The 21190-nt window shown below is 69.6% G+C and carries 21 protein-coding genes and 1 pseudogene; 17 read left to right on the forward strand and 5 right to left on the reverse strand.

The window, feature by feature from the left end; all coding sequences use genetic code 11:
* The first annotated feature begins 100 nt into the window (after positions 1-100).
* The 10 genes from ACIRGA_RS35185 (at position 101) to ACIRGA_RS35230 (ending at position 10014) form a co-directional block, all read left to right on the forward strand.
* Positions 101-1411: a nitrate/nitrite transporter gene (locus tag ACIRGA_RS35185; protein ID WP_400949722.1), complete on the forward strand. Its 1311-nt coding sequence runs from the start codon at positions 101-103 to the stop codon at positions 1409-1411.
* A 29-nt stretch (positions 1412-1440) separates the two neighbouring features.
* Positions 1441-2364 carry a tRNA pseudouridine(55) synthase TruB gene (truB, locus tag ACIRGA_RS35190; RefSeq protein WP_400949725.1) on the forward strand — a complete coding sequence of 308 codons (924 nt, stop codon included), beginning with the start codon at positions 1441-1443 and terminating at the stop codon, positions 2362-2364.
* 39 nt (positions 2365-2403) lie between these two features.
* Positions 2404-3366: a bifunctional riboflavin kinase/FAD synthetase gene (locus ACIRGA_RS35195; protein ID WP_400949727.1), complete on the forward strand. Its 963-nt coding sequence runs from the start codon at positions 2404-2406 to the stop codon at positions 3364-3366.
* Positions 3367-3480: 114 nt separating this feature from the next.
* Positions 3481-3963 (forward strand): XRE family transcriptional regulator, encoded by a 483-nt coding sequence (locus ACIRGA_RS35200; protein ID WP_400949730.1) that lies wholly within the window; start codon positions 3481-3483, stop codon positions 3961-3963.
* Positions 3960-4469, forward strand: coding sequence for an RNA 2',3'-cyclic phosphodiesterase (gene thpR, locus ACIRGA_RS35205; protein ID WP_400949789.1), 510 nt, complete (start codon positions 3960-3962; stop codon positions 4467-4469). Before ACIRGA_RS35200 ends, thpR begins: the two co-directional genes overlap by 4 nt.
* 128 nt (positions 4470-4597) lie before the next feature.
* Positions 4598-4867, forward strand: coding sequence for a 30S ribosomal protein S15 (rpsO, locus tag ACIRGA_RS35210; protein WP_003084034.1), 270 nt, complete (start codon positions 4598-4600; stop codon positions 4865-4867).
* Between the two features lie 234 nt (positions 4868-5101).
* A complete protein-coding gene (locus ACIRGA_RS35215; protein WP_400949733.1) occupies positions 5102-7363 on the forward strand; it encodes a polyribonucleotide nucleotidyltransferase in 2262 nt (753 codons plus the stop codon).
* A gap of 97 nt (positions 7364-7460) precedes the next feature.
* Positions 7461-8825, forward strand: a complete 1365-nt coding sequence (locus ACIRGA_RS35220) for a M16 family metallopeptidase (protein WP_400949736.1) — start codon at positions 7461-7463, stop codon at positions 8823-8825.
* Positions 8822-9568: a 4-hydroxy-tetrahydrodipicolinate reductase gene (gene dapB, locus ACIRGA_RS35225; RefSeq protein ID WP_400949739.1), complete on the forward strand. Its 747-nt coding sequence runs from the start codon at positions 8822-8824 to the stop codon at positions 9566-9568. The genes ACIRGA_RS35220 and dapB overlap by 4 nt, the downstream gene beginning before the upstream one ends.
* Entirely contained in the window at positions 9565-10014 is a 450-nt protein-coding gene (locus ACIRGA_RS35230; protein WP_400949742.1) for a tetratricopeptide repeat protein, read from the forward strand. Before dapB ends, ACIRGA_RS35230 begins: the two co-directional genes overlap by 4 nt.
* Here the strand turns inward: ACIRGA_RS35230 and ACIRGA_RS35235 are convergent.
* Together ACIRGA_RS35235 and ACIRGA_RS35240 are read right to left on the reverse strand one after the other, a co-directional pair.
* The gene (locus ACIRGA_RS35235) at positions 10011-10673 is read right to left on the reverse strand and encodes a GNAT family N-acetyltransferase (RefSeq protein ID WP_400949745.1); all 663 of its coding nucleotides are present in this window, start codon (positions 10671-10673) and stop codon (positions 10011-10013) included. The two genes, ACIRGA_RS35230 and ACIRGA_RS35235, sit on opposite strands and share 4 nt — an antisense overlap.
* A gap of 52 nt (positions 10674-10725) precedes the next feature.
* Positions 10726-11247: a YqaA family protein gene (locus ACIRGA_RS35240; protein WP_400949748.1), complete on the reverse strand. Its 522-nt coding sequence runs from the start codon at positions 11245-11247 to the stop codon at positions 10726-10728.
* Between the two features lie 254 nt (positions 11248-11501).
* Between ACIRGA_RS35240 and ACIRGA_RS35245 the strand changes: the two are divergent.
* Positions 11502-11804 (forward strand): annotated as a pseudogene (locus ACIRGA_RS35245) (GtrA family protein); the annotation flags it as partial.
* Between the two features lie 66 nt (positions 11805-11870).
* Here the strand turns inward: ACIRGA_RS35245 and ACIRGA_RS35250 are convergent.
* Complete coding sequence (locus ACIRGA_RS35250; RefSeq protein WP_400949751.1) at positions 11871-12431, reverse strand: GNAT family N-acetyltransferase; 561 nt, start codon at positions 12429-12431, stop codon at positions 11871-11873.
* 59 nt (positions 12432-12490) lie between these two features.
* Between ACIRGA_RS35250 and ACIRGA_RS35255 the strand changes: the two genes are divergently transcribed.
* Positions 12491-13711, forward strand: coding sequence for a winged helix-turn-helix domain-containing protein (locus tag ACIRGA_RS35255; protein ID WP_400949753.1), 1221 nt, complete (start codon positions 12491-12493; stop codon positions 13709-13711).
* 309 nt (positions 13712-14020) lie between these two features.
* On the opposite strand, the gene ACIRGA_RS35260 is transcribed toward ACIRGA_RS35255, so the two are convergent.
* On the reverse strand, positions 14021-14929 hold the full coding sequence (locus tag ACIRGA_RS35260) for a DUF4097 family beta strand repeat-containing protein (RefSeq protein WP_400949756.1): 909 nt from the start codon (positions 14927-14929) through the stop codon (positions 14021-14023).
* A gap of 10 nt (positions 14930-14939) precedes the next feature.
* Entirely contained in the window at positions 14940-15464 is a 525-nt protein-coding gene (locus ACIRGA_RS35265; protein WP_400949760.1) for a toxin-antitoxin system HicB family antitoxin, read from the reverse strand.
* Positions 15465-15597: 133 nt separating this feature from the next.
* Between ACIRGA_RS35265 and thyX the strand changes: the two genes are divergently transcribed.
* From thyX to ACIRGA_RS35290, 5 genes are all read left to right on the forward strand, one after another.
* Positions 15598-16350, forward strand: a complete 753-nt coding sequence (gene thyX / locus ACIRGA_RS35270) for an FAD-dependent thymidylate synthase (protein WP_400949763.1) — start codon at positions 15598-15600, stop codon at positions 16348-16350.
* Positions 16350-16742: an ACT domain-containing protein gene (locus ACIRGA_RS35275; RefSeq protein ID WP_016332627.1), complete on the forward strand. Its 393-nt coding sequence runs from the start codon at positions 16350-16352 to the stop codon at positions 16740-16742. Before thyX ends, ACIRGA_RS35275 begins: the two co-directional genes overlap by 1 nt.
* Before the next feature lie 82 nt (positions 16743-16824).
* Entirely contained in the window at positions 16825-18336 is a 1512-nt protein-coding gene (locus ACIRGA_RS35280; RefSeq protein WP_400949767.1) for a serine/threonine-protein kinase, read from the forward strand.
* A gap of 110 nt (positions 18337-18446) precedes the next feature.
* Positions 18447-19460, forward strand: coding sequence for a 4-hydroxy-tetrahydrodipicolinate synthase (dapA, locus tag ACIRGA_RS35285; protein ID WP_240598077.1), 1014 nt, complete (start codon positions 18447-18449; stop codon positions 19458-19460).
* Entirely contained in the window at positions 19457-21154 is a 1698-nt protein-coding gene (locus tag ACIRGA_RS35290) for a ribonuclease J (protein WP_400949769.1), read from the forward strand. Before dapA ends, ACIRGA_RS35290 begins: the two co-directional genes overlap by 4 nt.
* The last annotated feature ends 36 nt before the right edge of the window (positions 21155-21190 follow it).

The raw sequence follows: 21190 nt of genomic DNA on the forward strand, positions 1-21190 counted from the left end.
GGGTAACGGGTATGTTTCGCCGTTGCTTAGGAGCTACAACTATATGAGGCGGCAGCGCGGGCGTCTCTTTCCGCCCGAACCCGCCCAAGGAGGAACCACTGTGACAGGCCGAGCCACCCGCCGGTCCTGGTTCATCTGGTTGGCCGCCGTCACCGTCTATCTCCTCGCCGTCTTCCACCGCACCTCGTTTGGCGTCGCCGGGCTCCAGGCCGCCGACCGCTTCGGCGTCGGCGCGGCCGCGCTCGGCACGTTCACCGTCCTGCAGGTCGGCGTCTACGCCGCGATGCAGATCCCCACCGGCGTCCTCGTCGACCGCTACGGCCCGCGCCGCGTGCTCACCGGCGCCGTGTTCTTCCTCGGGCTCGGCCAGCTCCTGCTCGCGGTCGCCGATTCGTATCCGCTCGGCCTGCTCGCCCGCGCCGTGGTCGGCTTCGGTGACGCGCTCACCTTCGTGAGCATCCTGCGGCTGATCGCCGCGCATTTCCCCGGCCGTCAGTACGCCCTGCTCGCCGCGCTGACCGGGGCCATCGGTTACGTCGGAAACCTCGCCGCGACCCTTCCGCTGGGCCTCCTGCTCGACGGTCCCGGCTGGACCCCGACGTTCCTCGCCGTCGGCCTGGTGACGGCGCTCTACACCGCGGTCGTCGCTCTCCGCGTCGAAGACACCCCGCGCGGCATGCCGGAACCCGTGCGCGAAAAGGTCCATCCGAAGGTGCTGGGCCGCCAGGTCGCCGACGCGTGGCGCACGCCGGGGACCCGGCTGGGGTTCTGGGTCCACTTCAGCACGATGTTCGCGCCCAACGTGCTGACCATGCTGTGGGGTGTCCCGTTTTTGGTGCAGGGGCAGGGATATCCGAAGGCCACCGCGAGTTCGCTGCTGATCGTGTTCGTGTTCGGCTCGATGATCGGCGGCCCGGTGATCGGCGGGCTGATCGGACGGCGTCCGTCGCTGCGGATGCCGCTCGTCGGCGGGTACATCGGCGGCGCCGCGGTGATGTGGGCGATCCTGCTCGGCTGGAGCGGGACGACGCCGGTCGCGGTCCTGGCGCCCGTCTTCGCGTTCCTTTCCCTCGGCGGGCCCGTGTCGATGATCGGTTTCGCGCTGGCCCGGGACTACAACCCGCTCTCGCGCGTCGGCACCGCGACCGGGGTGGTGAACGTCGGCGGCTTCGTGGCGACGACGATCTCGGCGCTCGCGGTCGGTGTGCTGCTGGAGTGGACGGGCGGCACGTTCCGCCTGGCGCTGCTGTCCGTCATCGCGGTGCTCGCGTTCGGCACCTTCCGGATGCTCGTGTGGTGGCGGCGCACCCGCGCCGTGCTGTTCGAGGCCGAGGCCCGCGGCGAGGCGATCCCGGTGCAGATCCGGCGCCGCCGCTGGGACGCCGAAGCGCCGCTGCCCGTCTCGTCCTAGGCGAAGGCCCGAAAGATAGGGTTCGGCCCGTGTCGCGCCCCAATCAGGCTCAAGCCAAGAAACGTCCCGCTCCGCCGCCCGGTCTCGTCATCGTCGACAAACCGTCCGGGATGACCTCCCACGACGTCGTCGCCAGGGCGCGGCGCTTCATGGGCACCCGCAAGGTCGGGCATGCCGGCACCCTCGATCCGATGGCCACCGGCGTGCTCGTGCTCGGCATCGAACGCGCGACGAAACTCCTGGGCCACTTGGCCCTGGACCGCAAGACCTACCTCGCGACCCTCTCCTTGGGACTGTCCACCACGACCGACGACGCCGAGGGCGAGCCGATCGCCGAAGCCGCCCCGGACGTGGTCGAGAAGATCACCGACGAAGCGATCGCCGCCGGGATCGCCGCGCTGACCGGCGACATCCAGCAGGTACCGAGCGCGGTCAGCGCGGTCAAGATCGACGGCAAGCGCGCGTACGCCCGCGTCCGTGCCGGCGAAGAGGTCGTGATCCCGCCGCGTCCGGTCACCGTGCACCGCTTCGATCTCCTCGCCACCCGCCGCGAAGCCGGCCGGATCGAACTCGACGCCGTCGTCGAGTGTTCGTCGGGGACCTACGTCCGGGCGCTGGCCCGCGATCTCGGCGCCGGGCTCGGGGCAGGCGGGCATCTGCTCGCGTTGCGCCGCACCACGGTCGGCCCGTTCACCCTCGCCAAGGCCCGCACCCTCGATCAGCTCGAAGACAAACCGGAGCTGTCGCTGGACCTCGACGCCGCCGTCGCCGCGGCGTTCCCGCGCCGCGATCTGGACGCCCGCACGGCGCAGTCGGTCCGATATGGACAGCGGGTGCCCGCGGCCGGGATCGAGGGCACGTACGGGATGTTCGGACCGGACGGCCGGGTGCTCGCCCTCGCGGCGGACGAAGGCGAACTGGCCCGGTCGGTGGTCGTGTTGCTGCCAGCCTAGGCTGGTGCACGGAGCAGGCCTGGAGGAGACGGGGCACAAGTGCAGCGTTGGCGTGGTTTGGGTGACCTTCCCGGGAGCTGGGGACGGTGCGTGGTGACGATCGGCGTCTTCGACGGCGTGCACCGCGGTCATCAGGAGCTGATCTCGAGGACGGTCCGCGCCGCCGCCGAACGCGGCGTGCCGAGTGTGGTGCTGACCTTCGACCCGCATCCGTCGGAGGTGATCCGGCCAGGCAGCCATCCCGCGCAGCTGACCACGTTGCGCCGCAAGGCGGAACTGGTCGAGGGCCTCGGCGTGGACGTCTTCTGCGTGCTGCCGTTCACCCTGGAACTGTCGCGGCTGACGGCGCACGAGTTCGTGCACGAGGTGCTGGTGGACAAACTCCACGCGGCCGCCGTGATCGTGGGGGAGAACTTCACCTTCGGCGCCAAGGCGGCCGGTGACGTCGACCTGCTGCGCACACTGGGGAAGCGGTTCGGTTTCGTGGCGCAGGGCGCGGAACTGCAGGGCCTGCTCGCGCAGGAGCAGGCGGACAACGACATCACGTTCTCCTCGACCTACGTCCGTTCGTGCATCGACGCCGGAGACGTCGTGGCCGCGTCCGAAGCGCTCGGCAGGCCGCATCGGCTGGAGGGCATCGTCGTCCGGGGCGACGGCCGGGGGCACGATCTCGGCTACCCGACGGCGAACCTGTCGACGCCGCGGTTCGCGGCGGTGCCCGCCGACGGTGTCTACGGCGCTTGGTTCACTCGTTCGTCGGATCTTGGCCGCCGGCTGCGGGCCGCCGTGTCGGTCGGGACCAATCCGACCTTCTCCGGGCGGGAGCGGACCGTCGAGGCTTTCGTCCTCGACATCGACGAGGATTTCTACGGACAGCACGTTTCGCTCGATTTCGTCGCCAAGCTGCGGGATCAGGTCCGTTTCCCCACGTCGGAAGGTCTCGTCAAGCAGATCGACGAGGACGTCGCGCGGACCAGGGAACTGCTCGGCGGGCAGGACTGACCGGACCCGGCCCTGGCCGGACGAGAATCGACAAACACGCCCGTGCGTGTGCGTTCCGGTGGCAAGATGTCACGGACCACGCATGGCGTTCGATGGGGTAGGGGAGCGGACCAGGTGGAGGACCACAAGATCGTCCAGCGGAACATCGCGCTGCAGAGGGAGTGGTACGGGGAGCCGCTCGGCGATCGCGTGCGGAGACTGGTCGTCGCGTTCGACATCTCCCAGGCCTTCCTCGCCGAGGTCCTCGGCATCAGCGCGCCCATGCTCAGCCAGGTGATGAGCGGTCGCCGCGCGAAGATCGGGAACCCGGTCGTCCTCGCCAAGATGATCATGCTGGAGCGCAAGGTGCTGGTCCCGGCGGTCGCCGCGGGGGACCGGAAGGCCATGCAGGAGGCACTGGAAGACGTCCGCGACTCGCGCCCGACGGTGGGCAGGGACAGCATCCCGGTCGGCGCGGTCGCCGACGACCAGGGTGTCCTCGCGGCCCTGCGGGACATCGGCGAAGACGAAGACCTCACCGAAGCCGCGAAGCTGCTCGACGACGATTTCCCGTCACTGGCGGACCTGCTCCGCCGCGCCGCGAGGAACGGCTCCTGACGCTCTTCAGCGCGTTGATCCCGCCGGACGGCGTCCTCGACCAGGTCGCCGCCGCGCTCGGTACGCCCGAAGAAGGCGATTTCCGCTGGTCAAAGCGTGAACAGTGGCATATCACCCTCGGTTTCTACGGCGCGGACGACCCGGCGGAACGAGGCGAATGGCTCGCCGGACGGCTGGCGGACGCGGGCCCGGTCGGCCTCCGGCTGGAAAAGGCCGCGACATTCCCCGGGGTGCTGTGGTTGAGTGTGTCCGGAACCGGGCTCCACGAGCTGGCCGTGAAGGCAGGCGCGGGGGACGAAGGCAGGCCGTACGTGGCCCACCTGACACTGGCCCGCTTCCCCCGCGACCGGCCGGAGGCCGCGAGCGCGTGGGTGGAGCGGCTGGCCGGGTTCACCAGTGAGACTTGGACGGCGACCGAGGCCGTTCTGATGAGCAGTGACCGTGAGCAGGGCTTGTCGCGCTACCGGGTGATCCGGTCGTACGCGTTGAACCACGCCCGCGACTGAAGCCGCTGATCACGAGGCTGGTAGCCTCGATGATTGGGTCCGGCTGCAGTCCGTGGCGGCCGTGACCGTCTCACCCGGCGTGAAGACATCGTCCGGGCCGCACGGCACAGATATCTAGGAGCACCACTGTGGCTTTGTCCACCGAAGAGAAGAAGTCGATCCTTGCCGAGTACGGCGTGCACGACTCGGACACCGGATCCCCCGAGGCCCAGGTCGCGCTGCTGACCAAGCGCATCGTCGGCCTCACCGAGCACCTCAAGGCTCACAAGCACGACCACCACTCCCGTCGCGGGCTTCTGCTGCTGGTCGGCCGCCGCCGCCGGCTGCTGAACTACGTGATGAAGGTGGACATCGAGCGTTACCGTGCGCTGATCCAGCGTCTCGGCCTGCGCCGATAGCTTGAACCCGAGGGGGAGTGACCACATCGGTCACTCCCCCTCGGTCCAAGTGGAGATACACGGGCGCGAGCGCGCACGAGGAACCGTCCGCCGGTCCTCGGTAGTGGTTCCCGGGCAACGGCCCGGGGGCTTCGATCGAAGACCGGCCTCACTCCTCGAGCGTCCGCAGGCGAAACAGGTCCCAGGATGGGAGACTCGCGCCGTTACAGAGGATCAAAAGAGGAGATACACCTTATGACCGACTCCACCGGAGTCACCGTGCACGAAACCGAAGCCGTGATCGACAACGGCCGTTTCGGCACCCGCACCGTTCGCTTCGAGACCGGCCGCCTGGCCCGTCAAGCCGCCGGCGCCGTCGTCGCGTACCTCGACGAAGAGACCATGCTGCTCTCCGCGACCACCGCGTCGAAGCACCCGAAGGACCACTTCGACTTCTTCCCGCTGACCGTGGACGTCGAGGAGCGGATGTACGCCGCCGGACGCATTCCCGGCGCCTTCTTCCGTCGCGAGGGTCGCCCGTCGACCGACGCGATCCTGACCTGCCGCCTGATCGACCGGCCGCTGCGCCCGTCGTTCGCCGACGGTCTCCGCAACGAGATCCAGGTCGTCATCACCGTCCAGAGCCTCAACCCGGACGACCCGTACGACGTGCTCGCGATCAACGCGGCCTCGGCCTCGACGCAGATCGCCGGCCTGCCGTTCTCGGGCCCGGTCGGCGGCGTCCGCGTCGCGCTGATCGAGGGCCAGTGGGTCGCGTTCCCGACCTGGAAGCAGCTCGAGGACGCCACCTTCAACATGGTGGTCGCCGGCCGCATCGTGGGTGACGACGTCGCGATCATGATGGTCGAGGCCGAGGGCACCGAGCGCACGCTCGACCTGATCGCCGACGGTGGCAAGGCGCCGGACGAGATCGCCGTCGCCGAGGGCCTCGAGGCCTCGAAGCCGTTCATCAAGGTGCTGTGCGAGGCCCAGCAGCAGCTGGCCGAGCTGGCCGCCAAGCCGACCGGCGAGTTCCCGGTCTTCCTGGCCTACGAGCAGGACGCCTTCGACGCCGTCGCCGCCATCGCGACCGACGACCTCGCGAACGCCCTGACCATCGCGGGCAAGCAGGACCGCGACAACGCGACCGACCAGGTCAAGGCCGCGGTGCTGGAGAAGGTCGGCCTGGGCGAGGGCGAAGCCTTCCAGGGCCGTGAGAAGGAGATCGGCGCGGCGTTCAAGGCCCTGTCGAAGAAGATCATGCGCAAGCGCGTCCTCACGGACAAGATCCGCATGGACGGCCGCGGCCTGACCGACATCCGGTCGCTCGCCGCCGAGGTCGCCGTGATCCCGCGGGCGCACGGTTCCGCGCTGTTCGAGCGCGGTGAGACCCAGATCCTGGGCGTCACCACGCTGAACATGCTCCGCATGGAGCAGCAGATCGACTCGCTCTCCCCGGAGACCACGAAGCGGTACCTGCACCACTACAACTTCCCGCCGTTCTCCACCGGCGAGACCGGCCGCGTCGGTTCGCCGAAGCGGCGCGAGATCGGCCACGGCATGCTCGCCGAGCGCGCCCTGGTCCCGGTGCTGCCGAAGCGGGACGAGTTCCCGTACGCGATCCGCCAGGTCTCCGAGGCGCTGGGCTCCAACGGCTCCACCTCGATGGGCTCGGTCTGCGCCTCGACCATGGGTCTGCTGAACGCGGGTGTCCCGCTGAAGGCGCCGGTCGCCGGCATCGCCATGGGCCTCATCTCCGACGAGGTCGACGGCGAGACCCGCTACGTCGCGCTGACCGACATCCTCGGTGCCGAAGACGCCATGGGCGACATGGACTTCAAGGTCGCCGGCACCAAGGACATCATCACCGCGTTGCAGCTGGACACGAAGCTCGACGGCATCCCGTCGGAGGTCCTCGCGGCCGCGTTGAAGCAGGCGAAGGACGCTCGCCTCACCATCCTGGAGGTCATCGCCGAGGCGATCGACGGCCCGGACGAGATGAGCCCGTACGCCCCGCGCGTCACCAGCGTGAAGATCCCGGTGGACAAGATCGGCGAGGTCATCGGCCCGAAGGGCAAGATGATCAACTCGATCACCGAGGAGACCGGCGCCGACATCTCCATCGAGGACGACGGCACGATCTACGTGGGCGCGGCCGACGGCCCGTCGGCGGAGGCGGCGATCGACAAGATCAACGCCATCGCCAACCCGCAGCTGCCCAAGGTCGGCGAGCGCTTCCTCGGCACCGTGGTGAAGACGGCCGCGTTCGGCGCGTTCGTCTCGCTGCTGCCGGGCAAGGACGGCCTGGTGCACATCTCGAAGCTGGGCAACGGCAAGCGGATCGCCAAGGTCGAAGACGTGGTCAACGTGGGCGACAAGCTCCGCGTCGAGATCGCCGACATCGACAACCGCGGCAAGATCAGCCTGGTCGTGGTCAAGGAAGACGAGGCCGCCGACGCCGCCGCCGAGAAGCCCGCCGAGGGTGACAAGGCCGAGGCTCCGAAGGCCGACGCGTAGTAGTCCCGCTCCACAGCACCAGTGATCCGTGAAGGCCACCTTGAGGGACTCTGAGTCCCTCAAGGTGGCCTTCACGGCACGTGAGGCAGAAGGATCCATGGCTCGTCAGATCTTTGGGCACGAACAGCCCGTCGGCAGCACCCGCACGCTGGAGTCCACTTCGGACGGCGCGGTGGTCAAGCGCAGCGTGCTGGCCGGTGGCCTCCGGGTCATCACCGAACACGTTCCCGCGTCCCGTTCGGTGACGGTCGGGCTGTGGGTCGGGGTCGGATCGCGTGACGAGCCGTCGTCGGTCGAGGGCGCGGCGCACTACCTCGAACACCTGCTGTTCAAAGGCACCACGAACCGCGACGCCACTCAGATCGCCGAAGAGATCGACGCGGTCGGCGGGGAGTTCAACGCCTTCACCGCGAAGGAGCACACCTGCTACTACGCGCAGGTGCTCGACGAGGACCTGCCGCTCGCGATGGACCTCGTCACCGACGTCGTGTTCGAGGCGCTGTGCACGGACAAGGACGTCGAGACCGAGCGCAGTGTCGTGCTCGAAGAGATCTCGATGCGCGACGACGACCCCGAAGACCTGCTGCACGAGACGTTCGTCGGCGCGATCCTGGGCGACCACGCGCTCGGCCGTCCGGTGCTGGGCAGCGAGAAGTCCATCATCGAGATGTCCGCTTCGGCGCTGCGCGGGTTCTACCGGCGCCGCTACACCCTGCCGCGGATGGTGCTCGCCGTCGCCGGGAACATCGAGCACGCTCAGGTGCTTCGCTTGGTGCGCAAGGCTTTGCGGAACAGGCTGACCGGCACGGCGACACCCGTGGCGCCGCGTGGCGGTCGCGCGCGGATCGCGATGGCGCCGAAGCTCGCGCTGCACACCGACGACACCGAGCAGGCGCACGTCATGCTCGGCCTGCGGTCCCTTTCGCGGCACGACGACCGGCGGTTCGCGCAGTCGGTGCTCAACGCCGCGCTCGGCGGCGGGATGAGCTCGCGCCTGTTCCAGGAGGTCCGCGAGAAGCGCGGCCTGGCGTACCAGGTGTATTCGTCCGTCGCGAGCTACGCCGACGCCGGGCACATGGCCGTGTACGCGGGCTGCCAGCCGGAGAAGCTCGGCGAGGTCGCCGGCGTGATCCGCGAGGTGCTCGAACTCGTCGGCAAGGACGGGCTGAGCGAAGCCGAGGTCGCGCGGGCGAAGGGGCAGTTGCGGGGCGGGCTCGTGCTCGGCCTCGAGGACACCTCGTCGCGGATGTCGCGGATCGGCAAGAACGAACTGAACTACGGCCGCTATCTCGGCGTCGACGACACGGTGGCGCGGATCGACGCCGTCACCACCGAAGAGGTCTGTGCGCTCGCTCGCACTCTGCTGCACCGCCCTGGTGGCGTGTCGGCGGCGGCGGTGGTCGGGCCGTACGCTCACGCCGACGACCTTCCGGACGATCTGCACGAGGTGATCGCATCATGACCGCTGGAATTCGCGTCGGCGTGCTGGGCGCACGCGGCCGGATGGGCCAGGAAGTGGTGAACGCCGTCAACGGCGCCGACGACATGGAGCTCGTCGCCGCGCTCGACGCCGGTGACGACTTCTCGGCGCTCAATCAGGCGCAGGTCGTCGTCGACTTCACCCATCCCGACGCGGTGATGGACAACCTCGAATTCCTGACCGGCAACGGGATCCACGCCGTCGTCGGCACCACCGGGTTCAGCGAGGAGCGGCTGGAGAAGCTGCGCTCGTGGCTCGCGGCCGACCCGTCGCTCGGCGTGCTCATCGCGCCGAACTTCGCGCTCGGCGCGGTGCTCGCGATGCGGTTCGCCCAGCAGGCGGCGCGGTTCTACAACTCGGCCGAGGTCATCGAACTGCACCACAACCGCAAGGCAGACGCGCCGTCCGGTACGGCCGCGCACACCGCGCGGCTGATCGGCGAGGCCCGCGCGGAAGCCGGTCTCGCTCCCGGCGAAGACGCGACGACGTCCGAAGTGGACGGTGCCCGCGGCGCGCTCGTCGACGACGTCCGCGTGCACTCGGTCCGGCTGCCCGGGCTGGTGGCGCACGAGGAGATCCTGTTCGGTGGCGAGGGTGAGACCCTGACCATCCGGCACGACTCGCTGCACCGCACGTCGTTCATGCCGGGCGTGCTGCTCGGTGTGCGTTCGGTGCTCACGCGGCCCGGCCTCACTGTCGGTCTCGAGAACATCCTCGACCTGTGAGGGCCCGCAACTTCGCGCTGGTGATGACGGCGGCGCTCGCCGTCTACGTCGTCCTGCTGGCGGGCCGGGGCATCGCGTTGCTGCGTACCGGCGAGACGGTGCCGGTGCTCTTCGGTATCGGGGTCCTGCTGCTGCCGCTGCTCGGGATCTGGATCATCGTCACCACCTGGCGTTCCGGCGTCCAGATCCAGCGGCTCTCGCGGCGATTGGACGAAGAAGGCGGCCTGCCCGACGTTTCCGATCTGCCCCGCAGGCCTTCGGGCCGGGTGGATCGCGACGCCGCCGACGCGTGGTTCGACGAACGCCGCGCCGAGGTCGAGGCGGACCAGGAGAACTGGCGCGTCTGGTACCGGCTGGCGTACGCGTACGAGATCGCCGGCGATCGGAAACGAGCCCGCGCGACGATGCGGCGCGCTGTGGAACTGGAAGCCGCCTCCCGCATTTAGTCCTCTGAATGCGTGGGCTCGATCCCGAGGACGGGCAGGCATTCGCGCACGGCGGTGAGTTCGATGTCGTCCCGGCGTCGCCACTGTTCGCGCGTCAGGCGCCATTGCTTGATCTGCGCGGGTTCGCCGCGCCGGGTGTCCCAGGTGACGCCGTTCGGCTCGTAACCCAGCGCCTGCGAGACGCCGTTCGAGGCCTGGTTGTCGAAGAAGGCGTCGCTGGACGCCTCACGCGCTCCGAACCCCTCGAACGCCAGATGCAGCACGGCCTGCCGCATCTCCTTGCCCAGGCCGCGGCCCCGCATGGCCGGGCTGAGCCAGGAAAAGGAGGTGACCGTGCCGAACGTGGCGAAATCGATGCCGATCAGATCCTGCATGCCCACCGGCTCGCCGTCGACGACCACGACGAAGTACAGCCGCCACTTGCTCTCGCTCACCTGACCTCGGCCCCGCCAGATCCCGCGTAGCCACCGCCATTCGCGCTCCGGGCTGTCTTCGTAGAGCGAGGCGGGATCGTCGAAAGGCCACGGTGGTTCGGTGACCACGCCCTTGCGGACCGTCGGGATCAACCGCTCCAGGAGTTCGTCCGTCGCCCCCAGCAAGGACAAGCGGGGTGTGTGCACCTGCACGTTCAACGGCGGATACGCGGACGAAGTCGGCATGGGCGAAAACCCTAGGGCCCGGCCGCGCCGGCGCGCATTCCCTTTTCCGCGCTCAGTAGTGGAACCAGCCCGCGAACAAGGCGGGGGAGGCGGCCAGCAGGCTGAACCGCAGCCAGCGGCCCACGAAACCGGTGGCCAGGAAGGTCGCCAGCGGCATCCGCACCAGGCCCGCGAGCACGCTCGTGGCCATGTACGGCGGCAGGCCGACCACGGAACTCACGCCGTACGTGCCCGCCATCCAATGCGGATGCCGATGGCACCGCTCGCGCAGGGCGTCGAGCCGGGCGCGCATCTTCTTGGTGCGCGCCCGCCAGCGTTCCCGGCGCGGGGTGGGCGGCCGCTCCCGGTGCAGGCGGTCGTGCAGCGGTTTCGGCAGTTTGATCGTGCCCTTCGCGGCGAGGTAGTAGAGCGTCTTCCCGCCCACCTGCCCGGCCGCGACGATGGCGCCGAGCAGCAGCCACGGCATGGTCGGCTGGCTCGCGCACAGGCCGATGAGGAACATCTCGATACTGACGACGGGCAGGATCGCCGATCCGAAGGCGACGCCGAACGACAGGAGCAACCAGCCCACCATCGTTGCCTCCCCGTTATCTTCGTTCTCTCCAAGTTATCAGCTGAAAACCAGGACGCACTGGGGCCAGCCCCCGTTCCCGGCTTCCGGGGCGCACCAGAAGATCACCTGTTCGTCGGCTCGCGGCCACCTGTCGCTGCCATGCTGGATCCGTGGCCGACGTGCACGACGCGGTCCGCGGCAAGGGTTTCGCGGATCGCTTCGCCGACTTCTGCGCGGCCGTGGTGCGGCGCCTTCCCTTCGGGCTTTCCCGGCTGGTGGCGCCGAGTTTCCTCGGTTTCGCGCTCATCAACGGGTTCACCTTCGGGGTCGACCTGCTCCTGCTGACCCTGCTCCGCGGCTGGCTCGGCCTGCCGGTGTGGCTGGCGATCACGCTCGCGTACGCGACGGCGTTCGGGTTGAGTTTCGTGCTGAACCGCAGCATGAACTTCCGCTCGCACGCGCCCGTCGGCAGGCAGGCGGTGCTGTACGTCATCGCGATCGTCATCAACTACGTGGCGTTCCTGCTCGGCGTCGGCGCGGGACTGGCCGCGCTGGGCGTCGACTACCGCCTCTCGCGGCTCATCGCCGGGGCGTGCGAAGGCGTGTTCATGTACTCGGTGATGCGCTGGGTCGTGTTCGCGAAGTCAGGGAGTGAGCTCGAGGTCGAGGCCGCCGGTGAGCCGGACTTCGCGCACGTTCGTGCTCCCGGTGTCGAGGATGCGGACGGTCCCGTCGGGCGACCAGCCCGCGCGGCGGAAGAAACCCAGTGACGCGTGATCGGTCTGGGCGACCCAGCTGATCCCGCGCGTGGCGCCGTCCTCGCGCAGCCAGGCAGACGCGTTCGCCAGCAGGCGTCCGGCGTGCCCTCGGCGTCCCCAGCGCGGCTCGACCAGCAGCGAGGCGATGAGCGCCGTCGTCGAAGCGTCGTCGGGCAGCGATCCGTCGGCCGTGGCCACCTCGCTCTCCGGGGCGCGGCCGGCGACGCAGAAACCGACGGTGAACTCGCCTTCGGTGGCGAGGAAGACGCGCGTGCCCGGGTACTCGATCGTCTCGGTCCAGGTCTTTTCGAGTTCCTCGATGTCGAGCCCGGCGACAGCCGCTTCGCCGAGCAGCTCCGTGTAGGCGCTTCGCCAGGTGTCGCGTTGGATGCGCGCGATTTCGGGGGCGTCGGACACGACTGCTGGGCGGACTTCGGCGGCGGCCATGCTGCGCAGATTATCGGTGCGCCCGAAAACTGTCGGTGGTGGATGGCACCATTCGGACGATGAGCACTACGACCATCAGCGGGCCGGTCGCGCGCCGGATCGCCTTGGCCGCGCAAGGGTTCGCCGAGGCACGTCCGGGTGGGGCGGTGACCAGGCGGCATCTGCAGCGCGTGCTGTCGCGAATCCAGTTGCTGCAACTGGATTCGGTGAACGTCGCGGTCCGCGCGCACTACATGCCGTTGTTCTCCCGGCTCGGGGCGTACGAGCCCGCGCTGGTGGACGACGCGGCCTGGTCCCATTCCGCGCGCAAACCCCGGATGCTGGTCGAATCCTGGGCGCACGAGGCGAGCCTGCTGCCGGTGGCGGACTGGCCGCTCCTGCGGTCCGGCGCGAAACGCATGGGCTGGTGGACGAACTACGCGCGGGTGCTGGAGCAGACGCCGCAGCTGGTGGACGACATCCTGACCGTGGTCAAGGAACAGGGACCGATCGGCGCGGGCGGCATCGAGCGCGCGCTGGAGGGCAAGTCGGGAGGTTCGAAACCCGGTTCTTGGTGGGAGCGCTCGGAGGTCAAGAAGGCCTGCGAGTGGCTTTTCGGCATGGGGCAGCTGACCACCGGTACGCGCCGGTCGTTCGAGCGGCTGTACGACCTGACCGAACGCGTCGTTCCGCCGGAGATCCTGTCGCGGACCGTGAGCCCGGAGGAAGGCGCCCGCGAACTGATCACCCGCGCGGCCGTCGCGCTGGGCATCGGCACCGAGCCGGACCTGCGGGACTACTACCGGCTCGGCCCCGACGTCAGCAAGCGGGCGGTGGCGGAACTGGTCGAGGAGGGCGTGCTGGAACCGGTGACCGTGGACGGCTGGCCCGCCCCGGCGTACCGGCACGTCGCGGCGAAGACGCCTCGCACGGTCACCGGTCGCGCGCTGCTGTCGCCGTTCGACCCGCTGATCTGGGAACGCGCCCGCACCGAGCGCATCTTCGATTTCTTCTACCGCATCGAGATCTACGTGCCCGAGCCGAAGCGGATCTACGGGTACTACGTGTTCCCGTTCCTGCTCGACGGCGAACTCGTCGGCCGCGTCGACCTCAAATGCGATCGGGCCGCCGGCGTGCTTCGCGTTCAGGGTGCCTTCGCCGAACCTGGCGTGGATGTCGCGCGGGTCGCCAGTGAGCTGGCGGGAGAGTTGCGGCTGATGGCGGAATGGCAGGGGCTGGACGGAGTCGTGGTGGGGGAGCGGGGCGATCTCGCTCCGGTGCTTGCGCGCCTCGTGCGCTGACCTCGTGACTGTGTGGATTTTGGTGCGTTGGGTGACCCGAAATCCACACAGTCAGGCGACACCGTCCCTGTCACGACCGGTTCCGGAGCGGTGTGTGTAAATAGGGACGTTGTGTGTCCCTATTTCCACACACCCCTCGTCCCGGCGAGCCGTCGAGCACAAGTTCAAGCTCCGGTGCTGGAGCCGACGGCATCCGCTGCGGATGTGGCTCAACCCCGGCCACCTGAAGAAATGAGCAAGGGACCTTTGCTCCCACCCCCGTGGAAAAGTGAGAGCAAAGGTCCCTCGATCCCCCTGCGGGTCCGCGGCTCAGCCGGCCGCGCTGGTCACCACCGCGTCGCCGGTGCCGGTGCGCGCCCGCACCTTGAGCGAGACCTCCGAAGGTGCGCTCTCCGCGACATCCAGCTCGCTCGACACTGACCCGGTCGTCGACGAGAGATCGATCTCCGCCTGAACGCCGCCGCGGATCCCGACCCGGACTTCACCCGATCCGGTGGTCAGCTCCAACGTTCCCGAAGCGGCGTCCGCCACCGACAGGTCGCCGCTGCCGGTGCGTGCCAGGACCTCGCCCGCGACTTCGCCGAGCCAGACGTCACCCGTGCCGGTCGCGACCGTGGCCGAACCGCTCACCGAGGCGGCCTCGACCGAGCCGCTGCCGGTGCGCAGTTGCAGACCGGACAGCGTCGGGCCGAGTTTGATGTCGCCGGTGCCGGTGCGGACGATCGCCGAACCGTCGGCCCGTTCGAGGCCGATCTTGCCCGCCCCGGTCATGAGGTCGGCCCGTCCGGCCGCGCCGGTGACCGTGACGTCGGCCGCCCCGGCCCGCACCTCCAGATGTGAACCGGCGGGCGCCCGGACGGTCACGGCAAGGGGGACGTTCTTCAGCTGCCAGGCCTTCGGCGCCTGGACGACCAGCCGGTTGCCGACCTTCTCGATCCGCGTCTGCGCCACGGCGTCGCCGACCGAGCCCGCCGGCGAACCGCCGAGCTGGTCGCCGAAGCGTTCCCCGACCCAGCTGAGCAGGCTCGTCATCCCGTCGACCCACGGCTGCTGCTCGCCGCCGTCCCGGCGGACCTCGGCGTGGGCCCCGGTCTCGCCGGTCAGTTCGATCGTCACCCGGCCGATGGCCACGCTCACGTCGACCTCGATCGGGCCCTCGGCTTCGAATTCCTCGACGCGCACGGTCTCTTCACCGGCGGGAATGCTTTCCTCGGTCATTTCGTCCCCCTCAGCCCTGGACCCAGCCGTGCAGGTGCGAACCGGCACCGCCGCCAGGCTTCTGCTTGTGCTGCCAGTGCTCGCTCCCGCTCTTGCCCAGCGCGCCTTGGACGGCCTGCGAGACGAACGTGTTCAGCGAAACGCCCTGCGAGGCGGCCGCGGCTTCGGCCTGGCCCTTGACCTGCTCGAACAGGCGCAGCGTGATGCGGGTGATGTCGCCCGTGTCCACCTTGGGCGCGCGCGGGGCCTCCCGCGGCGCCTCGGTGCGGGGTGCCGACTGCTCGGCGCCCTCGGCCGAGCCGGTGACGACGACGCGCACGTCGCGGCCGTCGAGCCGGACGTCGACGACGTGCCCCGGCAGCGCCGAAGTCACTTCGGCGGCGAGGTCCGCGAGGGCGTTCATGATGGTCAGGCGGGCGGCGGGCTCCAGCGCCGACGACAGCAGCGCGGCAGCGCGCCGCGTCTGCTCGTCGCCGGCCGAAGCCGTGTTCGCGAGGTCCTCGCGAAGGCTTGTGATGTACGGCGTCAGGTCCATGACACCACTATGACGTCACTTGTGATGTCAGTCAAGGAGGTCATGACGTCACGGTGATGTCGCCCCGGCGTCAAAGACGCTTGCGGTTACGCTGCCCGGAGTCGTGGAGCAGGGGTCGAAAAGGAGTGCGAACGTGGCCGAGACCGTGTCACCCAAGGTTCAACTGATCGCGAAGACGGAGTTCTTCCCGCCGTCCGACGTACCGTGGTCGACCGATGCCGACGGTGGTGAGGCGCTGGCCGAATTCGCGGGCCGGGCCTGCTACCAGTCCTGGAAGAAGCCGAACCCCAAGACGGCCACCAACGCCGGCTACCTCGAGCACATCATCGACGTCGGTCACCTGTCGGTGCTGGAGCACGGCTCCGTCAGCTTCTACATCACCGGGATCTCCCGCTCGCTGACGCACGAGCTGATCCGTCACCGTCACTTCTCGTACTCGCAGCTCTCGCAGCGCTACGTCCCGGAGCGCGACGCCGCGTTCGTCGAGCCCGACGTCATCGCGCAGGACCCGGAGCTGCACGCGAAGTTCCTCGCCGCCTCGCAGGCCGCCGTCGACGCCTACACCGAACTGCTCGCCGGGCTGGAGGAGAAGTTCGCCGACGTGCCGAGCGCGACCCTGCGCCGCAAGCAGGCCCGCCAGGCCGCCCGCGCCGTGCTGCCGAACGCGACCGAGACCCGCATCGTGGTCACCGGCAACTACCGCGCCTGGCGGCACTTCATCGCGATGCGCGCCACCGAGCACGCCGACGTCGAGATCCGCGCCCTGGCCATCGACTGCCTGCGTGAGCTGCAGAAGGCGTCGAGCAACGTGTTCGCCGACTTCACCATCTCCGCGCTGCCCGACGGCACCGAGGTCGCGTCCAGCCCGAAGGTCCTCGAGGGCTGATGCGACGCCTCGCGATCGATGTCCGGCCCGGCGAGTACGCGGTCGCCCGCCTCGCCCCGGACGCGCCGGTTCCGGCGAACCTGCTCGACCCCGGCGAGCCCGTGCTGATCTCCCTCACCCGGACGCCCGAGGAGCTGTCGGTGATCTGCCCGGCCGGTCTCGCGCCGGCCGGGGCCACCGTCGAGGACGGTTGGCGGCTGCTGTCGGTCCGCGGGCCGCTCGCCTTCACGCTGACCGGCATCATCGCCGCGCTGTCGAGCGAGCTCGCCGCCGCCGGCGTGGCGCTGTTCTCGATGTCCACGTTCGACACCGACCACGTGCTGGTCCGGGCCGCCGAGCTGGAGCGCGCCGTGAAGGCGCTCCGGGAGGCCGGGCACGAGGTCACGGTCTGACTCACCAGCCAGGCGAAGGAACCTTTCGGGACGCGAACGGGTCCGAGTTGGCATCCTGCGCGAACCGAAGGAGCATCGAACCTTGACCGACGAACAGACCCGTCCGTACGGGCCGCCTCAGCAGACCCAGCAGGCCACCGGCGCGCGGATCGTCGCCGGCCGATACGCCCTGCTGGGCGAGCTCGGCCGCGGCGGGATGGGCATCGTCTGGCGCGCGCAGGACCAGGTGATCGGCCGCCAGGTGGCGATCAAGGAGCTGAAGTTCCCGAACGCTCCCGAGGACGCTTCGGTGCTGACGGAGCGGATGCTGCGCGAGGTCCGCTCCGCCGGGCGCCTCAACGACCCGGCCGTGGTCACCGTGTACGACGTCGTCACCGAGAACGGCGCCACGTTCATCGTGATGGAGCTGGTCGAGGCGCCGACGCTGGCCGACCTGGTGCGCGACCGCGGTCCGCTGCCCGCCCAGCAGATCGCGCTGGTGGGGGAGCGGGTGCTGTCCGCGCTGCGGGCCGCGCACGCCGCCGGGATCGTGCACCGCGACGTCAAACCCGCGAACATCATGGTCGCGCCGGACGGCCGGGTGAAGCTCACCGACTTCGGCATCGCGCACGCCGCCGACGACCCGCGCCTGACCACCAGCGGCATGATCGTCGGCTCGCCCGCGTTCATGGCGCCGGAACGGGTCGAGGGCCGGGACGCGATGCCCGAATCCGACCTCTGGTCGCTGGGCACGACGCTGTTCTACGCCGCGGAAGGCATCGTCGCGTTCGAACGGTCGACCACCGCGGCGACGCTGCACGCGATCATGACCGAGGCGCCGTACCTGACCAGGGTCCAGGGCCCGCTGGCCGCCGCGATCCTCGGCCTGCTGGTCACCAAACCCGAGGCGCGGATGTCGTACGACCAGGTGCGCAGCCTGCTCGCGGCCGCGCAGGGCGTGCAGGCCCAGCCGACGCCGCCTTCGGGTGGCACGGCGATGATGCCGCAGTCCGGCCAGCCGATGACCCGGCTCGCCCCCGCCCCGCCGAAGCGCAACCTGCGCCCGTTGTGGCTGAGCCTGGCCGCGGTCGCCGTGATCGGCGCCCTGGTCGGCGGGATCTTCCTCGGCCGCTGGATGGCCGCGCCCGAGGGCAACGCGCAGGCGCAGGCGACGCTGACCTACGGCATCAACGGCCAGGTCAAACTCGGTTCGTCCGGTGACTGCTACAACGTGCCCCTCAGAGAGGGCATCAACCTGAACGACGGGGTCAGCTGCGACAAGGACCACCTGCTGGAGATCTTCGCCAAGCGGACACTGCTCGAAGTGGAGTCCGCCAGTGACGACGACGCGCAGGTCGCCGAGTATCCGGGGGCGGAAACGGTCAACCGGATCGCCGAGGCGACCTGCTCGGCGACCTTCAACTCGAACGCCGTGCCCGCGGCGCAGCGGGCCTCCCTGACCTGGCGGGCGGTCGTCCCGACCGAGGCGGAATGGAAGCGGCCCGTGGACAAGAACGACTCGAGCTCGTCGAGCTACTCGCGGGGCTACTACTGCCTGCTCGCCAAGTCGGACGGGAGCCAGATCCCCTCGCAGATCACGACCAAGGTCAAATAGCTCACAGAGAGTTTGCGCCGAGTTCGCCTTCGCCACGGAAAATCTCCCGCATTCGGCGGGAACGACCACGTCGGCAAGGGTTCGGCGCACGCAGGAGGTACCTTCACAGCATGTCCACTCCACCTACCGCAGCGCCGGGAAGACCGTTCGGGCGCGTGCTCACCGCGATGGCCACCCCCTTCGACGCCGACGGCGCGTTGGACCTGAAGCGGGCGCAGGAGCTGGCCGAACACCTCGTGGAACTGGGCAACGACGGTCTCGTCGTGAACGGCACGACGGGGGAGAGCCCCACCACCACCGACGCCGAGAAGGCAGAGCTGGTCCGCGCGGTCGTCGAAGCGGTCGGTGACCGCGCGACGATCGTCGCCGGCGCGGGCACGAACAACACCGCGCACAGCATCGAGCAGGCGAAGCAGGCCGAAGCGGCGGGCGCCCACGGCATCCTCGTCGTCACGCCGTACTACTCGCGGCCCAGCCAGGCCGGGCTGTACGCGCACTTCACCACGGTCGCCGACGCCACCGAGCTGCCGGTGATGCTCTACGACATCCCGCCGCGCTCGATCGTCCCCATCGAGGTCGACACGCTGCTGCGGCTGGCCGAGCACCCGCGCATCCTCGCGGTGAAGGACGCCAAGGGCGACCTCATCGCCGGCTCCGAGGTCATCGCGAACACCCAGCTCGCCTACTACTCCGGTGACGACGGCCTCAACCTGCCGTGGGTCTCGGTCGGCGGCGCGGGCGTGGTCAGCGTGATCGGGCACGTCGTGGCGGGCCGAATCCGCGGCATGATGGACGCCTACGAATCCGGCGACACCTCCACCGCGCGCACCAACCACCGCGGCATGCTGCCGGTCCTGCGGGCGATGTCCCGGGTCGGCGGGGTCGCCTTCTCGAAGGCGGCCCTGAAGCTGCGCGGATTCGACATCGGCGACCCGCGGCTGCCCATCGTGGCCGCGAGCGACGAGCAGCTCCAGGCGATTTCCGCCGATCTCGCCCAGGGGGGCGTGCCGCTCGGTGAAAGCGCCGCCAGTGACTGGCATGGTGCACGAGTGGCACAAGCAGATTCAGCGGCGGCCTACACGGCGCCGACCTCACATACCAGCGTAGGGACCATGCCTCGGTGAGTTCATTGCCAACCGGACCCGGACCGACCACCCCGCCGCCCGCGTTGCCCGAAGGCGCCTTGCGCGTGGTCGCGCTCGGCGGGATCGGCGAAGTCGGCCGCAACATGACCGTCTTCGAGTTCGCCGGCCGTCTGCTGATCGTCGACTGCGGGGTCCTCTTCCCGGAGGACGACCAGCCCGGCGTCGACCTGATCCTGCCCGACTTCCGCGCGATCGAAGACCGCCTCGAGGACATCGACGGTCTCGTCCTCACCCACGGGCACGAGGACCACATCGGTGCCGTCCCGTTCCTGCTGCGGCTCGTGCCGGACCTGAAGATCTACGGCTCCCGGTTCACGAACGCGCTGCTCGCGGCCAAGGCCAAGGAGCACCGCCAGCGGCCGAACCTGATCGAGGTCCGCGAGGGCGAGCGACGCAAGGTCGGCGAGTTCGACCTCGAGTTCTTCGCGGTCAACCACTCGATCCCGGACGCGCTCGCGGTCGCCATCCGCACGCCCGCGGGGGTCGTGCTGCACACCGGTGACATCAAGCTCGACCAGCTCCCGCTCGACGGCAGGCTGACCGACCTCGCCGGGTTCTCCCGGCTCGGCGACGAGGGCGTGGACCTGTTCTGCGTCGACTCGACCAACGCCGAGGTGCCCGGTTTCGTCATGCCGGAACGCGACATCGGCCCGGTGCTCGACGACGTCGTCCGCAAGGTCGGCCAGCGCGTCATCGTGGCCTGTTTCGCGAGCCACGTGCACCGCGTCCAGCAGGTGCTCGACGCCGCCGTACGGCACGGGCGCCGGGTCGCGTTCGTCGGCCGGTCGATGGTCCGGAACATGGGTATCGCGGCCGATCTCGGCCTGCTGAACGTGCCCGCCGGTCTGCTGGTCAACCTCGACCAGGCGAGCGACCTGCCCGAGAGCAAGGTGCTGTTCGTGTCGACCGGTTCGCAGGGCGAGCCGCTGTCGGCGCTGTCGCGGATGGCGCGCGGCGAACACCGGCAGATCTCGATCCGCGCCGGCGACACCGTCGTACTGGCCAGCTCGATGATCCCGGGCAACGAGACCGCGGTCTTCGGTGTCGTCAACGGCCTCACCCGGCTCGGCGCGAACGTCGTGCACCAGGGCAACGCCAAGGTGCACGTGTCCGGGCACGCGTCGGCGGGCGAGCTGCTGTACCTGTACAACGCGGTGCGCCCCAGCAACGTCATGCCGGTGCACGGCGAGTGGAAACACCTGCGCGCCAACGGAGAGCTGGCCGTGCGCACCGGCGTCGCCCCGGAGAACGTGGTCATCGCCGAGGACGGGGTCGTGGTCGACCTCGTCGACGGCAAGGCCACGCGGACCGGCCGGGTCGAGGTCGGGCACGTGTACGTCGACGGTCTCTCGGTCGGCGACGTCGGCGAGTCGACCCTGTCCGACAGGCTCGTGCTCGGCGAGGGTGGTTTCATCGCCATCACCGTCGCCGTGGACACCAGCACCGGCCGCGCGGTGACACGGCCGACGGTGTCCGGACGCGGGTTCTCCGACGACCCGAAGGCGCTCGACGCCGTGGTCCCGATGGTGGAGATGGAACTCGCCAGGACCGAGGCCGAGGGCATCACCGACACGCACCGCATCGCCCAGGCCGTGCGCCGCGTCGTCGGCCGCTGGGTCGCCGACACCTACCGGCGCCGTCCGATGATCGTGCCGACGGTCATCCCCGTTTAGCCGTAGTACGCGAGAGGGCCCCTTTACTCAGTCGAG

This window comes from Amycolatopsis sp. NPDC102389 (assembly GCF_044765885.1).
Lineage (GTDB): Bacteria > Actinomycetota > Actinomycetes > Mycobacteriales > Pseudonocardiaceae > Amycolatopsis.

What these genes read in the sequence shown, in the direction of transcription:
- ACIRGA_RS35275 (WP_016332627.1), top strand. Translation starts at nt 16,350, where the DNA reads ATGCGACGCCTCGCGATCGATGTCCGGCCCGGCGAGTACGCGGTCGCC.
- ACIRGA_RS35260 (WP_400949756.1), bottom strand. Translation starts at nt 14,929, where the DNA reads ATGACCGAGGAAAGCATTCCCGCCGGTGAAGAGACCGTGCGCGTCGAG.
- ACIRGA_RS35250 (WP_400949751.1), bottom strand. Translation starts at nt 12,431, where the DNA reads ATGGCCGCCGCCGAAGTCCGCCCAGCAGTCGTGTCCGACGCCCCCGAA.
- ACIRGA_RS35220 (WP_400949736.1), top strand. Translation starts at nt 7,461, where the DNA reads ATGGCTCGTCAGATCTTTGGGCACGAACAGCCCGTCGGCAGCACCCGC.
- dapA (WP_240598077.1), top strand. Translation starts at nt 18,447, where the DNA reads ATGTCCACTCCACCTACCGCAGCGCCGGGAAGACCGTTCGGGCGCGTG.
- ACIRGA_RS35215 (WP_400949733.1), top strand. Translation starts at nt 5,102, where the DNA reads ATGACCGACTCCACCGGAGTCACCGTGCACGAAACCGAAGCCGTGATC.
- ACIRGA_RS35235 (WP_400949745.1), bottom strand. Translation starts at nt 10,673, where the DNA reads ATGCCGACTTCGTCCGCGTATCCGCCGTTGAACGTGCAGGTGCACACA.
- ACIRGA_RS35255 (WP_400949753.1), top strand. Translation starts at nt 12,491, where the DNA reads ATGAGCACTACGACCATCAGCGGGCCGGTCGCGCGCCGGATCGCCTTG.
- ACIRGA_RS35265 (WP_400949760.1), bottom strand. Translation starts at nt 15,464, where the DNA reads ATGGACCTGACGCCGTACATCACAAGCCTTCGCGAGGACCTCGCGAAC.
- ACIRGA_RS35240 (WP_400949748.1), bottom strand. Translation starts at nt 11,247, where the DNA reads ATGGTGGGCTGGTTGCTCCTGTCGTTCGGCGTCGCCTTCGGATCGGCG.
- dapB (WP_400949739.1), top strand. Translation starts at nt 8,822, where the DNA reads ATGACCGCTGGAATTCGCGTCGGCGTGCTGGGCGCACGCGGCCGGATG.